This window comes from Tuberibacillus calidus DSM 17572 (genome assembly GCF_000430685.1).
In the GTDB taxonomy this organism is placed as follows: domain Bacteria; phylum Bacillota; class Bacilli; order Bacillales; family Sporolactobacillaceae; genus Tuberibacillus; species Tuberibacillus calidus.
The window spans coordinates 51,906-66,722 of sequence record NZ_AUMM01000008.1 but is presented as its reverse complement, the minus strand read 5'-3'; the positions used below and the strand labels follow the sequence as shown (position 1 = coordinate 66,722).

Here is a 14,817-nt window from a genome sequence, read left to right as displayed (position 1 = left end):
TCCTCCTAATCTTCCAGTGGAAAATAATAGCCGCCGTCAAAGAGATAAAGCCCCATTTCTTTAATCTCCCGATGCCAAATTTTTTCAATGGCTAACCGGTACATCTCCAATTGTTTTCTGTATCTTTGGATCACCGCTTTTTTTGCTTCAGCAACCGAAGAAAAGCGCCCTTGGATAGCATCGGTTTTATAATCCAAAAGTCTCAGTCCATCCTCGCTTTCATAGAGGCAGTCGATGACCCCTTGAACCAATACCTTTTCGTCTCCACCCACTTTATGTCCGTAAATATCTGAGGTGCTTAAGGCTAGAGAAAAGGGCAACTCTCTTACAATGCGCTTGGCTTGAAGCAATCGCTTCCCGATTTCTGATTCAAAAAAGGTCAGTATCGCTTGTAAGTCGAGGCTTTCTGCTTCTTCATAGGTCATCAGCTCCGCTTCCACGAGCCGCTCGCATTCCTTATGCAAATCATCAATGGTCATCGGTTGCCGGAAATCAAGCAGCTGCATCATCCGGTGCATCGCGGTCCCTTTTTCCGCCGCCGTCAGTTCGCGTTCACTGAGAAATTTCGGGCGGTCCCCAATCGGCCGGCGGAATGTTTTTATCAAGCGGTCATCGAACCCTTCACTAAACCGCTCTTGTTGCCGCTTAATTTCTGTTACGGTTTGCTTAACCATTCTCTGTGTCGCTTCTTGGTGCGGATATGTCCATGAAAGCTGTTTGGCGACTTCTATTTCGATTTTCTCATCCACTTCAACTGGAAGCGAGCGTCTCACATTTTCTTCTCTTTCCCGATTCACCGCATTCACCGTTGGCACCGTTACAAAGCGATTTGCCGGATGAAGGGCAATCCGCCAATTGGATGGATGTTCCCAAACCGGCCTAAAGCGCGTGTTCGGTTCTGCGATCTGATGAAATTCATCGGCTGAACGATGTCGAAGAAGACTAGGTCCGACCCAATCCAAATAGGATTGCGCGTTTTCTCGAAGATAGGCAGGTAAAAGCCAGCGGCCGTCTTCAGCAGAAGCCCATTTTTCTAGCGTTTTTTCTTTCTCTTTAATCGTTCCGACAAGAATCAATTTCTCGCGCGCCCGCGTCAAAGCGACATAAAGGATGCGCATCTCTTCAGCCGTGCTTTCTTTAATGAGCTTTCTTTTTACGGCAGCATGCGGTAACGTTGGCGTCTCGAGCCGTTTGATCGGGTCAATGTTTTTCGTTGCAAAACCGAGCGTCTTGTGAAGAAGAGCTTTCGCTTTCACATCTTCCCTGTTGAAGGCTTTATTAAGTGCTGGAACAAAAACAACCGGAAATTCCAAACCCTTACTTTTGTGGATTGTCATCACGCGCACAACATCTTCTTGTTCGCTCAACGCCCGCGCTTCCCCGAGATCTTTTTGATTCTCACGAAGACGGTCGATGAAGCGAAGAAAGCGAAAAAGTCCTCTAAAGGATGTTTGCTCGTATTGACGGGCGCGGTCATACAAAGCTCTTAGATTAGCTTTTCGTTGTTCACCGCCTGTAAGACCGGCGACGTAATCGTAATAACCCGTCTCCCTGTAGATTTGCCAAATCAAATCACTGAGTGCCCCGCGGCGAGCGCGATCCCGCCAAGCTTCCAGTTGATCGGTAAATACGCTCAACTTTTCTGATAGATCGTCACGGTAAGTTTCGCAATAATAGCGCATCGCCTCGTAGTAAGGCCCTGATTTCTTGGCAACGCGAATTCTTGCGAGTTCACTGGCACTCAGTCCCACGAGCGGCGATCTTAAAACCGCTGCGAGGGGGATATCTTGGTAAGGGTTATCAATCGTTGAGAGCAGTGAAAGCATCACCGAAACTTCAACGGCATGAAAATAGCCGGATGTCGACTCCGCATAACTGGGGATGCCGTGTTGTTTTAAAACATCCATGATGGCCGGTGCCCATGAGGAAGCGGAACGCAGTAAAATCACGATGTCGCGATATTGAATCGGCCGCATTCGTCCGCTCGACTTATCCCAAACTTGGTATGGCTTTTGAATCAGATTTTTAATCTGGTTAGCGATAAAATGCCCTTCCAGTTCAGCCGTTTGATATTCGTCCACATCGATGGCCGGGTCTCGTTCATCATCCTGATCCTCTTTAACTAGGACATGGAGCTCCGCCGGATATTCACCTTCGGGGTAATATGACGCCCCAAATTTCAGTTTTGCGTCCTCATCATAATCGATTTCCCCTACTTCCTCATCCATGACTTGTTGAAAAATAAAGTTCGTGCCGTCCAAAATTTCTTTCCGACTTCTGAAATTCTGTGATAAATCGATGCGGATGCCAGAATGAACCGACCCGTCTTTTTTTCCGTAAGTTTTATATTTTGCTTGAAAAAGACCCGGTTCGGCAAGGCGGAAACGATAAATGCTTTGCTTGACATCGCCGACCATGAAGACGTTTTGGCCGCGTGCCACATGATTCAGAATCGTCTCTTGCACGAGATTAGTATCTTGGTATTCATCAACGAGAATTTCCTCGAATTGGGCGCGGTATTGAAGAGCCACAGCCGAAGGCACTTCCTTTTCCGGTGTGGAGCCTTGCGCCCGTAAAATTGCCAAGGCGCCATGTTCAAGATCGGAGAAGTCAGCGAGCCCCTTTTCTTTTTTCACAGCGCTAAATCTGTCACCAAATTCTTTGACGAGTTGAATGAGGCTTTCAACATAAGGCGCCATGTCTTCTAAATCGGCTAAAATGCGTTCTGGTGTTTGAGAGAACAATTCTTCTTTCAGCTTATTCAACCGATCTTTGACCTTTTTTCGAATGTCACTGGCGCGTTGTTTCAGTTCCTCATCAAAGTCGTCACCCTTACATGGTTTCAGTTTTGAAAAAGACAACGCCGAAAAAACATGATATAACTCTTCCCAAGGCCCCATGGAAGCGTCGATGATTTGCAATATGAGTTCTCGGTCTTGGGCAAAGTTGTCGATATAAGGGTAAGGGCCACCGGGTTCATTGGCGATTTGCTCACCGTTATCAACCATGGACAAAAGTCCCCGGCATTCTTCCCGAACGCTCTTTTTCACATCAGCCGTCCATGGCAATTCATCGACGGACGTGATCCCTTCCGTCTGGTAGAAAGCCTTCACTTGATCCAACCAATGATCCGGCCATGGATGGCTGCGTGAGAAATCATAAATTTTTTGCACTAAAGCCATGAGTTGAGTATCGCTTCGGTCATTGGAATACCGGTCGACGAGGTTGTAAAAGCTTTCTTTGTCATCAGCCTGGTAGTGATCTTCCAATAATCCTTCCAGCACTTCTTCTCTAAGAAGCAAGCTTTCCGCATCATCGATGACGCGAAAGGCAGGGTCAATATCAAGTTGATAATAGTAGCGGCGGACAACAGCCATGCAAAAAGCGTGGAATGTTGTAATGTTGGCTTTATTGAGCAGCGTTAATTGGTCGCGCAGCCTTAAGTTCCCAGGATCTTTATTGAGTTCCCGCTCCAATGCTTGGCCGATGCGCACGCGCATTTCTGCGGCTGCCGCGTTTGTAAACGTTACGACCAACAAGCGATCAATATCAACGGGATCCTTTGGGTCGGTGATGCGTTTGATAATCCTTTCGACAAGCACCGCGGTTTTCCCGGAACCGGCAGCAGCGGCTACGAGAATGTTGTCACCCTTTTCGACAATCGCCTGCCATTGATCATCCGTCCATTGGCTCCCTGCTGGTTTAGCGGTCGTTCCGGTCACCGTCCTCGCCCCCTTTCTTCTCGATTTTTTCACTCAGTTTTTGTCTCATTTTTTCATAAATCGCCTCGTCATTCTCTTTTTTCAGCACCCTGAATTGATTTTCTACCAGGGATTGATCGAATTGGCAAACCGGTTTAAACGCACAAAACCGACAAGGGGTAGCTTCCCCCATCTTGTACGGCGCAATATCGACGACGCCATCGGTAATCTCTGAGCCGGCCCGGGTCATCACATCCCGGACATGGCGACGAAGCATTTGAAAGTCTTCCCGGCTCGCCAATTTGGAGTTAGCCTTGAACGTGCCATCCTTTTTAATAGCGGCGGGGATCACCATTGAGGAAACACCCTTATCAAGGGTTTGATCCATAAGCTGGACGACATCCTCGTCTTTTAAGATCAAGCCTTTCATTTTAAACTTTTTGAAAAGCTCCTTTTCAATGTCCTCATCCGTTAACGCTTCGGAAACCGATAACATCGGATTATGAACATGGAAATAGAGGACACCCGCCGGTTCGCTGTCTACACCAAGCCATGTTTTCGAATGCGTTAACACGACATCCAAATAGGCAAGCATTTGCAAGGCAAGACCGTAGTAAACATCAGAAAGCTTAATGTCTTTTTCACTTGATTTGTAATCAATAATGCGAAGCAAAGTGCCTTGGCTTGTTTTCCCTTTATCCACACGGTCAATCCGCCCGACGACTTCCATTTTTACGCCATTAGGTAATGTAAACTGTAGCGGCGGCAAATCCTTGCCTGGTCCAAACGGCACCTCTAGGGCTACAGGGGAAAAGCCACTCGCTTTCGCCTGCCGGGTCAACGCCCAGGCTGAACGCGACACGGTGTTGCGCAGTTTGCGTTTTAAATAGTGGAAGCGCGCAGAACTCAGTAAAATTTCTCTTTGCAAGCGCGGAGCCAATTGTTCGATCACTTCATAGGCCAGCGATTCGCATTCCGCTTTCGTTAAATCGGCCCACAATCGGTTTTGGCTCGTCAGGATTTCCGTCATCTTTCTTAACGCCGCGTGGAAAAGCTGACCGATGTCGGGAGCTTCCAGGCGAAACACTTCACGTTCTTTAAGGCGCAAACCGTAAGATGAAAATTGGGCAAACGGACAGCCGTTAAACAATTCCATCCTCGATACGCTTGCTTGAATTTCCCGCCCGTAAAGCGCCTCGGCGAGCTCGCGCGAAAGTTTTTCTTCTTTATTTTCGTAAAAGCGGCTGCTTAACACCTTCATCGTCCGCTTTCGCCATTCCGGCGTTTGAATGAACCAATTATAGACACCCCACCAAAGTTCTGAAAGCGGGTAGCCCTTTTGATAACGGCGCAAAAGGCTTGCGGTATGGTTGATCGTCCGCATTGATGGCACGACAAACGGCCATTGTTCTTCTTCTGGCACCTCGTAAGGCTCTCCCGACACAAAAACCGGAATAAGTCCAGGGAACATCTTTTCCAAACGATGAATGATCGGCGAAGGCATCAGGCTGTCACCGGCTTCGGAAGCAAGCGGGTAAGAAAGATATAAGCAGTCACTCGGCGTCGAAAAGGCTCTATAGATGAAATATTCTTCATGCAGCAGCTGTTCGCGAGCATTCGGCGCCAATTCCACTTGTCGTTCTGATAGCTGTTCACGGTCATTATCGGATAAGAGACCGTCTTCGTGCGGTTTTTGCGGAAGAATGCCTTCATTCACTCCAAGAATAAATGCCACGCGGATACCCGATGTCCGGGTGCGGTCAATCTGCCCGACTAAAACTTGATCCAGAGCCGGCGGGACGAGTGCAAAACGCAATTCTTCCAAGCCAGTGTCTAAGATGCGCGTAAACTGTTCCAAAGACATCCTTTCACGCCCCGCCGCTTCGACTAATTGATCGAGCAAATCGATGACCGCCTTCCAAACTTGGTCATGTTCGCGCGCTTCATCCAAACGCCCTTCCTTTTCTGCCTGGTCTCTTAAACGTTCCATTTTCTCGGGAATGTTCAATCCCTCAAGAAAGCGATACAGTTCAAAGGCCTGATCCCTGACGGTTCGCGCCCGTTTGATTTTTTGTTCCAATTGGAGAAGCGGGTCGGAAAGACTCATACGGATGCGGTTCAGTTCTTTTTGCTTTGCCTTCTCCTGTTTACTCTGCGGCACATCGCGTTCATCGAGCCCGCGGTACTCCCGGTAAATCCAGGCTTCTTTTGTCCGCCAATGCTGACCGTGAATACCGAAGGCGAGCACGTAGTTCTCAAGCAAATCGACATCTTCGCGCCATTTTTGGATATCATCGCCAAGCGGATAAAACAAATCGGTTTTAAACGCCCGAAAAACCGCTTCATAGCGCCAGTTTTGCACAATTGCATCCAACGATGAGCGGATTAATTCAATGAGCGGATGGTGGTGCATGACCCGTTTTTGGTCAATAAAAAGGGGGATGCCGTAATCGACGAAAATGGTTTCAACCAGTTCCCGATAACCAGATAAATCACGGGTTAAAACGGCTAGATCGCGATACCGATACCCTTCATCGCGGACAAGTTGTAGGATCTCCCGGGCGCATGCCTCAATTTCTTCCCGGCGATTGACGGCTTCAACGATCTTCACTGAGCCGTCCACCGGGCCTATGACATACGGACGCTTCTCAAAATTTTTTTCAAGCGCGCGCAGCCCTTCAAACTTAAGCTTCCGGTTGCCTTCACATATGACGGGCTCTTCGCAAAGAATGCCTTCTTCTTCGACCAGATTGAGTAATTTTACACACGCTTTTGCTGTTGTGCGAAAGAGGGTTAAATCGTTCGGTGTCCGTCCTTCATAAATGCGGTCCAATGTCAAGGTGACTGTCACGCGCTTTACGGTCTGCAACAGGGCGGCAATGACGGTGAATTCCTGAGGTGTAAAACTGTCAAAGCCGTCAATGTACACTTCGGCGTTTTTTAATTCATCCCACATCGGAATTTTTGAGGCAGCTAGGTTAAGATAATCATCACTGTCAACATATTTACCGAGTAGCGCTTTTTCAAAATCATTGTAAATGAGATACAAATCATGCAGTTTGTCAATTAAAATCGCTTCGTCCTCCCGACCGTCTTCAGCCAATTGTTTTTGGCGGCGGGCGATATCATCCGGTGTGAGGCAATAGCGTTTAAATTCACTAATGGTTTGTTGCAAAAGGGTATAAAAACCGCGTTGGTCGGCGGCTTTCTTAAACACTTTCAATTCGGACTTACGGTTTTCGATAATTTTCCTCAACATCATCGCTAAACCGGCTGTCGTTAAATGCGTTCTCGTCACGCCGCCCATGCGCTCCAAAACGCGAAGCGAAAACCGTGAAAAACTGTAGACATTAAGCCGCGTCATGCCCGAAAGATTCGGCAATGTGGCAAACGCATACTCTGTATGAAAGGTCATTTGATCCGGAACGATATAGATTAAAGGCGCACCATCCGGTTCGTTGATCAATTTTTCCTCTACTTCTTTAAAACAAAGATGCGTCTTCCCGGTTCCCGAACGGCCGATGACCAACCTTAAAGCCATGTGTTTCACTCCGATCCTATTCTGTGATCCTATTATCTCATGGATTTTGACTCATGAGAAGATGAACGGATCTCAGCAGAGACAATAGATTCACGCCAGATTTTTTACTTATAGCTTACCCTATGACCATACCTAAAAAAGGGAAAGCTTCAGTCAAAGGATTGCGTCTTTTTACTTTGCTGTTAGGGGGAAAGTGACGGATACATAGGAAATGGCGATACCATTTCTGGAAACGAAAAAAATTGCCGTTAGAAAAGCCTTACCAATGCCCTTACTAAACTATTAAAAAAAGTGCCCTTTAAAAAGGGCACTTTAATGCGTATCACCTGTTTCGATCGGATTATTAGGATAACTGATCCAATCGCTCCAACTGCCAGGGTAAAGGCGGACATTTTTGAGCCCGGCTTGGGTCATCGCCAAAATGTTGGCACAAGCCGTGACACCTGAACCACAATACACGGTAACTTGCGCTTTTTTCTTCAATGGTTGGAAACGCTCTTTTAATTCTTCCGTAGGCAGCCATTTGCCATCTCTTAAATTATCTTCCCAAAACCAATTTTCCGCACCTGGTATATGACCGGCTTTGGCATCAATCGGCTCGACTTCGCCTCTGTATCGCTCCGGTGCGCGTGAATCAATGAGCGGTTCGCCATCCGGACGGAATTTGACACCCGCCATCGGCACGACCCACTCGTGATGCAAATTAGGAATAAAGGTCACCGTTTTTGGCTTTGCCACTTCAGCCGTGATCGGATACCCCCGTTTGACCCAAGCGGAAAACCCTTCGTTTAGCACAGCCACGTTTTGATGGCCGTGATAGCGGAGCAGCCACCAGAACCGCGCCGCATTCGATCCTTTTTCGTCATCATAAGCGACGACGGTTTTCGTTTGGTTAATGCCCGCATTTCCGAGCAGTTCCGCAAACCGTTTCGGGTCCGGAAGCGGGTGACGGCCGCCGTGACGCCCGACGGGGCCAGATAAATCTTTTTCAAGATCAAAATAGACCGCCCCTGGTATATGCGACTCAAAGTATTTTTTCTTTCCTTCCGCTGGGTCTGCCAGATTAAAGCGGCAGTCGACAATCACGAGCAGAGGGTCATCCAATCGATTCGCTAACCAATCCAGTTCCACAATTTGATCCACTTGCGCCTCACTCCCGTCATACCCTTTTACGGTAAGTATAACTTGAAGGACGCTTCCTTGTCATGATTTTTTTCCGTAAGAATTCACGTCAATTATTTTTTTAAAAGAAAGCATGTTTCATCATGAATGACCGGAATGATGCCTGCCGCTTGAAAGAAGCTTTCCGCGACCGTCGGGCCGACATGGTAAAAAACCTTACTGAGGGCTTTTTTCTTTTCTTCAACGTCAGCGGGCAGTGTTTCTAGAAATCGGTCAAACGAGCCGTGCTTTTTGACGAGTTCAGCGACAACCCCGGCGTTCTTAATCGTCGCTTCAATTTTACGGCGATTTTTAATGATCCCGGGATGCTGCATCAGAGCTTCCACCTTTTTCTGATCGAAAGCTTTTACTTTATTAAAATCAAAGCCAGCAAAAGCTTCCCGCATGGCTTCTCTTTTATGTAAAACTGTCCTCCAGCTTAAACCGGATTGGAAAAGTTCAAGCGTCAAATATTCAAATAAAAGTTGGTCATCATGCGTTTCTCTGCCCCATTCGTGATCATGGTACGCAATGAGAAGCGGATCATCTTGACACCACTTGCATCTTTCAACCATTAAAAACACCTACTTCTAAAACTATTGTAATGCTCTGACCGCCCATTTTCCTATGTCAACATAACCAAGTCTCTTATAAATCTTGCCCGCTTCAGGGTTATCGTAAAATAAACATAAGACCTTTCCTTCTTGTAACACTTCCTGCGCCAAACGGGTCAAACACCGCGTCGCATAACCCTTTCTCTTATACTCTTGAAGCGTGCAAACAGCAACAACCATTGCGGCATAAGAATTTTCCGCCGTCGTTGACGCGCTTGACACGATTTGTCCATCCTCTTCTATAAAAAATGAACGGGCGATGCCCTTTTCCATGCATCGTTTCATGCTTCCCGGATTGCGAGGGAATGTCGCAAATTCCGGTATTTGTGATTGCAAAGCAATCAAACGATCAATATCACCGATCGTCGCTTTGCGAACGGGTGTCAAATCCAGATCGGTTGGAAGTTTCGCGCCGTTTTCGCATTTTGCGTAATAACACAATCGGTTTTGTTTCACGGGCTTAGAAAGATATGGCACGATGGACTCGGTGATTTCTTCCAAACCTGAAAGTTGCTTCACCTCAGGATGATGGTTGATGATTTCAGCGAATCCTTGGGCATCAAATGGGCCTTCGGCATAAGGGATAAAATTGATGTTATACCGCAATAAGACCGCGCGAAGGCCCCCGTCTTCTGTAAAATCACCCCATATTTCCTGAAAGTCCTGCTCAAAACCAAACGCTTCAAGGTCACCGATAATAAATAAATTTTCCGCGGGTTTCTTTTTGACTAATTGAAAACAGGCGTCCCGGTCATTTTCTGTCAGCTTTCGAATCATTCTCTCTCCCCCCTTTTATTTAATTTTAAACTTTATCAAAGAATATTAAGTGTGGCAATGAGTTTTTAAATAAATCATAAATCTGTGATTGCAGCTGCCAAGGGCCCTCAGCCGTTGTCTATGAGCGCTCAACCTCAGTCGTTGCATGTGCTTCGGGACTAAAAATGAAAAACGCCTGGATAAAAGACGAAAAAACTGACCCCGTTTCATTCGGAGTCAGCTTTTTGCCTGTCTTGTTTATTCTTCCTCGTCCCACACTTTAACTTCTTGCATCACATCGCCGTTTTTCATATTCAGGACGGTTTCCATGCCGCTTATCACTTGTCCGAAAACGGTATGGACGCCATCCAAGTGCGGTTGGGGTTGGTGAACAATAAAGAATTGACTGCCACCGGTATCTTTTCCGGCATGAGCCATTGACACCGCCCCTTGCACGTGTTTGTGAGGGTTGCCTTCTGTTTCGCATTTTATCGTATAACCCGGACCGCCCATGCCGGTACCCGTGGGGTCCCCGCCTTGGCTGACAAATCCGGGGATCACGCGATGAAAGGTAACGCCGTTGTAGAAACCGGAATTCGCCAGTTTTTCAAAATTTGCTACCGTATTCGGGGCTTCATTTGGGAAGAATTCAATGAGTATTTCTTCGCCGTTTTCCATTTTGATAAGACCTTTTTTCATGGTGTTCGCTCCTTTCTTTTTCATTCTAGCCTATTAGGCTAACCGCGTGCACCTTTTTACCGGCAATGAACAAACAAAAAGCCCAGGCAACGCCCAGGCTTCAATTCCTTTGTTCATTCTATTCATATGCCAAAAACGCTCGAAACATCCAGCAATGTTTCTCAAATTTTTTAATGAAACCGATCAACATATCTTCTGTACCGTCATCGTTTGCTTCTTGAGCGAGTGTTAGACCGGTCTCCTTCATTTCTTTAATCATCTGCCTATAATCTTCGTTCAATTGGCGCATGACTTCGTTTTCCTTATCATCAGCCGACGCTTCCTTCAGCGTCGTCTCATCTAAATACTTGCTCATTGTGGCCAGCGGTTTTCCTCCAATTGCCAAAATCCGCTCAGCAAGTTCATCCAAATCCTCGGCCATCTCGTTGTAAAGCTCCTCAAAAAGCTTATGCAACGTATAAAAATGTCGTCCTTGAATAAACCAGTGATAACGGTGAAGTTTGACATACATCACGTTAAAATTGGCTAGTTCTTGATTGAGAAAATTAATCAGTTTTTTATCCGCCATGTTTTTATCCACCTTTCTCATTTATGTAATTTGGGAAAAAGGGCGGCATTCTATACCTTGCAGAACCACCCAGCACCCTTCACCTCCAAGCGGTTGTGCTCGTTTGGCAAGCCCCATTCCGCCCTTTCCTTTGCCTCTAAATAAAAAACGATGTGATCATGTAACCAACAGTGGCAACTGCTGCGGCAATCAAAGCGGTTTTTAATTTAAAACGCGCATAGGATACCGCCTCAAGATCCAAGACGCCGGCCATGGTGTTCGTATCATCACTGAGCGGTGAGGAAAACGTCCCAAAGGCCCCGCTGGCAAAGACCGCACCGACGACAACGGCTAAATCAGCCCCGGAAGAATGCGCGAGGGCGATACCTAAAGGCATGAGTATTCCCCATGTCCCCCATGACGAACCAATAAAATAAGAAATAACGCAGCCAACCAAAAAAAGAACGGGGGGAATGATCGACGTCGGAATCCAGCCCATGTGGTCGGTGACAAACCCGGCAAAGCCAAGCTTATCCGTGACGAGTGTTAAACCCCAAACGACGCTTAATAAAATGACGACATTCATCAACTGATTGCCACCGCTGATAAATTCCCGCAGAAGATCATCCAATGTAAACTTCTGGAACAAATAAAAAATAAATGTCACTAACATGGCGATGATCAAAGCGACCAACATGGCGCTCAAGACGTCGGCTTTTGTAAAGGCGCGGAGCCCGTGATAACCATTATGTACCCCGCTCAGATATGTGAGGACAAGGGTTAAAACGATATCCAAAAAGAGAGGAACGATTAAGTTGATCGGTTTTGCCGGTAAATTTCGCGCCACGACCGGATGACAATCTTCCCACCCCTTGGCTTCTGCCTGTTTCCGGTTTTCCGGCTGTTCGGTTTTCTTGACGGCTTTATTTTTATCGCGATGGAAAAAACTCAAGTAAATGCCTAAAAGTATAATCGCAAACGAGAAAAAATTAAACGGGATGCTTTGTATAAATAGTTCATACGGGTCGGCTTGAAGATGTTCATTTTGCAAGGACACATCAATCACCGACGTCATGTAGCCAACGAAGGCAGTGGCCACAGGAATTAAAGCAATTAAAGCCGTCCCCGTCGTCTCGATGACGTATCCCAATTCTTCTCCCCGCATCTTCATTTTTTCAAGCAAGGCGCGCATGATCGGGCCGACGGTGACAATGCGGAATGTTGGTGAACTGAATGTGCCGATCGTGGAGGCCCAAATTAGGAGCAAAGCTTGCCGTTTTGTTTGGACATGCTCCGCCGACCATTTCACGAAGCCTTTAATGCCTCCGGAATGTTTCATCATGCCGACCAAACCGGTAAAAATATAAAGGAATAAGATGATTTCGATATTGCTTTTATCGGTCAAAGCCTTAACAACAAACTGAACCGCTGACTGAATCCCCCCGATGGGATGCGGGTTATAAATATACGATCCGACGATTAAACCAATGATGAGTGCAGGCAGCACTTTATGTGTCAACATGGCCACGGGAATGACGACAAGAAACGGAATAATGGACCACCAATGGTCAACAGTCACAGTGATTCTCCCCTTTTTCATCCTCTCTTTCTCATAGCTTGCGAAATTCAGGGGAAAATATGCTTAAAGGGGGGTGGCTAATGGCAGTGATTCATAATAAAGGGTGGCACAATCCTGCCCGAATCTTGGTCTTATCCTATCTTTTTTTGATTTTCATTGGGACGATTTTGCTCAAATGCCCTTTCACATTGAAAGAACCGATCTCTTGGCTCACCGCTTTTTTTACGGCCACTTCGGCGACCACCGTCACCGGGCTTCTGACCGTTTTTAACGGCGATGTGTTTTCTCCAGCCGGTCATATCGTGATCCTACTGCTCATCCAACTCGGCGGGCTAGGCATTATGACAATCGCCGTCATTGTTTTTTCGGCATTGAATATCCCCATTTCTATTCACCAAAAGCTCATGATTCAAGAAGCTTTAAATCAACATTCCATTTCGGGCATTATGCGCCTCGTTCGCCGCCTTTTTGTTTTTTCGGCTTTTTTTGAAGGCTTTTTTGCCATACTTCTTGCCATTCGATTGATTCCTGAGTGGGGATGGGGGCGAGGGCTATCTTATGCCGGCTTTCTCTCGGTTTCCGCATTTAATAATGCGGGCATTACGTTTTGGCCAGACAGCCTGTCCCATTATGTTGGGGATGTGACAATAAACATTCTTATCAGCGCTTTGGTAATCCTCGGCGGCATCGGTTTTACTGTCATGAACGATATATGGGATAAAAAAAGATGGCGGGCATTCAGTTTGCATACCAAACTTATGATCATCGGCACAGTTATTTTGAATGTCATTGGAACCGTCGTCATTTTCTTGATTGAAAGGGACAATGCGAAAACCCTCGGGAATCTTCCTATGGGAGAAGCAATGCTTGCGGCTTTCTTTCAGGAAGCGATGACGCGGTCAGCAGGATTTAACACTGTTGACATTAGCAGTCTTGAACCGGCATCACTCTTTTTTATGATCATGTACATGTTTATCGGTTCCGGGTCCGTATCGACGGGCGGCGGCATCAAGTTGACGACCTTTTTATGTTTGATGGCGATGGTTTCGGCCTTTATTAAAAGAAAAAAAGCTCCGGTGATCCTGGGGCGAACGATACATCGATATGATATTTATAAGGCTTTAACCGTGACGTTGCTTTCTATTGGCGTTATTTTTTCCGCCCTATTTCTGTTATTACTCTTCGAACAGCCGGGCATGTCCTTTTTAAAAATAGCTTTTGAAACGGTCTCGGCGTTTGGGACAACGGGGCTTTCCGCCGGTGTTGTCTCACATCTTAGCCCAATGGGACAAGTCGTTCTTTCACTCATGATGATTTTTGGCAAACTCGGCCCGTTGACCTTTTTATTTTCTGTCGCTCAGCGCGAAAATGATGCCATTCGTTATCCGCACGGAAAATTATTTATCGGCTGACCGATGTTTTTCTTTTTCGCCAGCTTTTTTATTTAATGTCTTTTCGATCCATTTCCCGACGCCCCAAAAAACCACGATGCCGACGATGACTGGGATGATGCGCGACGGATCTGACACGATATTCTTCCAGTCGGTACCGATAAACGTGATGATGCCAATCATCACCATCTTTCCTAACATCACGGCCAAGGCAAAAGAGCGAAGGCTAAGGTTTGATAGCCCCGCAACGACATTGATGAGCGAAGACGGCGTAAACGGAATCGAAAGCACGAAAAACACGAGGCCAAAGCCGTGACGCTCAATCCATTGAAGCATGGATTGGATTTTTTGACTGCGCTGCAAAGACTGTTTCAACCGCTTGGTAGCAATGCGCCGAACGACGATAAAGACTATAAAGGAACCAAGACAAGTCCCGACCCATGAGAGCAAAAAACCAAGCGCAAAACCATAGGCAGCAGCGTTGGCGAGGACAAAGACGATTAAAGGCAAAAACGGGAGAAACGCTTCAAGACCCGGTAGCAAAATGCCAAGAAATGGCCCAAACCCGCGATAGCCTTCCAACAGCTTCTCGATTGAAGCGAAGGTGACATATGTATGAAAAAATTGTTCTATATCTTGTAATAGCCCCATCCCCGAGAACGACTCCTTTATTTGACACAAATCAAGACATCTGCTGACATTATAGCATAATCCCCCTTGGTTGCCTTTATAAATACGAAACCAAAACAATTAAAGTTTCGCTACCCGGCAAAGACGCAAAATGCGCCGATCTAAGCCTCCTATGTTAAAATAAAAGTATAACGAAAG

At 46.6% G+C, this 14,817-nt stretch carries 10 protein-coding genes; 1 reads left to right on the top strand and 9 read right to left on the bottom strand.

Annotated features, from left to right (window positions below):
- Nucleotides 1-5 precede the first annotated feature (5 nt).
- From addA to H532_RS0102785, 8 genes are all read right to left on the bottom strand, one after another.
- Complete coding sequence (gene addA / locus H532_RS0102820; RefSeq protein WP_027724223.1) at nucleotides 6-3,722, bottom strand: helicase-exonuclease AddAB subunit AddA; 3,717 nt, start codon at nucleotides 3,720-3,722, stop codon at nucleotides 6-8.
- Nucleotides 3,703-7,242, bottom strand: a complete 3,540-nt coding sequence (gene addB, locus H532_RS0102815) for a helicase-exonuclease AddAB subunit AddB (RefSeq protein WP_027724222.1) — start codon at nucleotides 7,240-7,242, stop codon at nucleotides 3,703-3,705. The genes addA and addB overlap by 20 nt, the downstream gene beginning before the upstream one ends.
- A 312-nt stretch (nucleotides 7,243-7,554) precedes the next feature.
- Complete coding sequence (locus H532_RS0102810; protein WP_027724221.1) at nucleotides 7,555-8,385, bottom strand: sulfurtransferase; 831 nt, start codon at nucleotides 8,383-8,385, stop codon at nucleotides 7,555-7,557.
- A 92-nt stretch (nucleotides 8,386-8,477) separates the two neighbouring features.
- A complete protein-coding gene (locus H532_RS0102805; RefSeq protein ID WP_027724220.1) occupies nucleotides 8,478-8,978 on the bottom strand; it encodes a DNA-3-methyladenine glycosylase I in 501 nt (166 codons plus the stop codon).
- Nucleotides 8,979-8,999: 21 nt separating this feature from the next.
- Nucleotides 9,000-9,794 carry a GNAT family N-acetyltransferase gene (locus tag H532_RS0102800; RefSeq protein WP_027724219.1) on the bottom strand — a complete coding sequence of 265 codons (795 nt, stop codon included), beginning with the start codon at nucleotides 9,792-9,794 and terminating at the stop codon, nucleotides 9,000-9,002.
- A gap of 237 nt (nucleotides 9,795-10,031) precedes the next feature.
- A complete protein-coding gene (locus H532_RS0102795; protein WP_027724218.1) occupies nucleotides 10,032-10,472 on the bottom strand; it encodes a peptidylprolyl isomerase in 441 nt (146 codons plus the stop codon).
- 118 nt (nucleotides 10,473-10,590) lie between these two features.
- Nucleotides 10,591-11,040, bottom strand: a complete 450-nt coding sequence (locus H532_RS0102790; RefSeq protein ID WP_027724217.1) for a Dps family protein — start codon at nucleotides 11,038-11,040, stop codon at nucleotides 10,591-10,593.
- A gap of 136 nt (nucleotides 11,041-11,176) precedes the next feature.
- Entirely contained in the window at nucleotides 11,177-12,619 is a 1,443-nt protein-coding gene (locus tag H532_RS0102785; protein WP_051263089.1) for a Na+/H+ antiporter NhaC family protein, read from the bottom strand.
- A 59-nt stretch (nucleotides 12,620-12,678) separates the two neighbouring features.
- Between H532_RS0102785 and H532_RS0102780 the strand changes: the two genes are divergently transcribed.
- On the top strand, nucleotides 12,679-14,010 hold the full coding sequence (locus tag H532_RS0102780; RefSeq protein WP_027724215.1) for a TrkH family potassium uptake protein: 1,332 nt from the start codon (nucleotides 12,679-12,681) through the stop codon (nucleotides 14,008-14,010).
- Here H532_RS0102780 and H532_RS0102775 read toward each other — a convergent pair.
- Nucleotides 13,996-14,640 (bottom strand): TVP38/TMEM64 family protein, encoded by a 645-nt coding sequence (locus tag H532_RS0102775; RefSeq protein WP_081412281.1) that lies wholly within the window; start codon nucleotides 14,638-14,640, stop codon nucleotides 13,996-13,998. The two genes, H532_RS0102780 and H532_RS0102775, sit on opposite strands and share 15 nt — an antisense overlap.
- Between the last annotated feature and the right edge of the window lie 177 nt (nucleotides 14,641-14,817).

Bases quoted from the DNA above. Each gene is read 5' to 3' on its own strand.
- addB (WP_027724222.1), bottom strand. From the start codon at position 7,242: ATGGCTTTAAGGTTGGTCATCGGCCGTTCGGGAACCGGGAAGACGCAT.
- H532_RS0102805 (WP_027724220.1), bottom strand. From the start codon at position 8,978: ATGGTTGAAAGATGCAAGTGGTGTCAAGATGATCCGCTTCTCATTGCG.
- H532_RS0102800 (WP_027724219.1), bottom strand. From the start codon at position 9,794: ATGATTCGAAAGCTGACAGAAAATGACCGGGACGCCTGTTTTCAATTA.
- H532_RS0102795 (WP_027724218.1), bottom strand. From the start codon at position 10,472: ATGAAAAAAGGTCTTATCAAAATGGAAAACGGCGAAGAAATACTCATT.
- H532_RS0102790 (WP_027724217.1), bottom strand. From the start codon at position 11,040: ATGGCGGATAAAAAACTGATTAATTTTCTCAATCAAGAACTAGCCAAT.
- H532_RS0102785 (WP_051263089.1), bottom strand. From the start codon at position 12,619: ATGAAAAAGGGGAGAATCACTGTGACTGTTGACCATTGGTGGTCCATT.
- H532_RS0102780 (WP_027724215.1), top strand. From the start codon at position 12,679: ATGGCAGTGATTCATAATAAAGGGTGGCACAATCCTGCCCGAATCTTG.
- H532_RS0102775 (WP_081412281.1), bottom strand. From the start codon at position 14,640: ATGGGGCTATTACAAGATATAGAACAATTTTTTCATACATATGTCACC.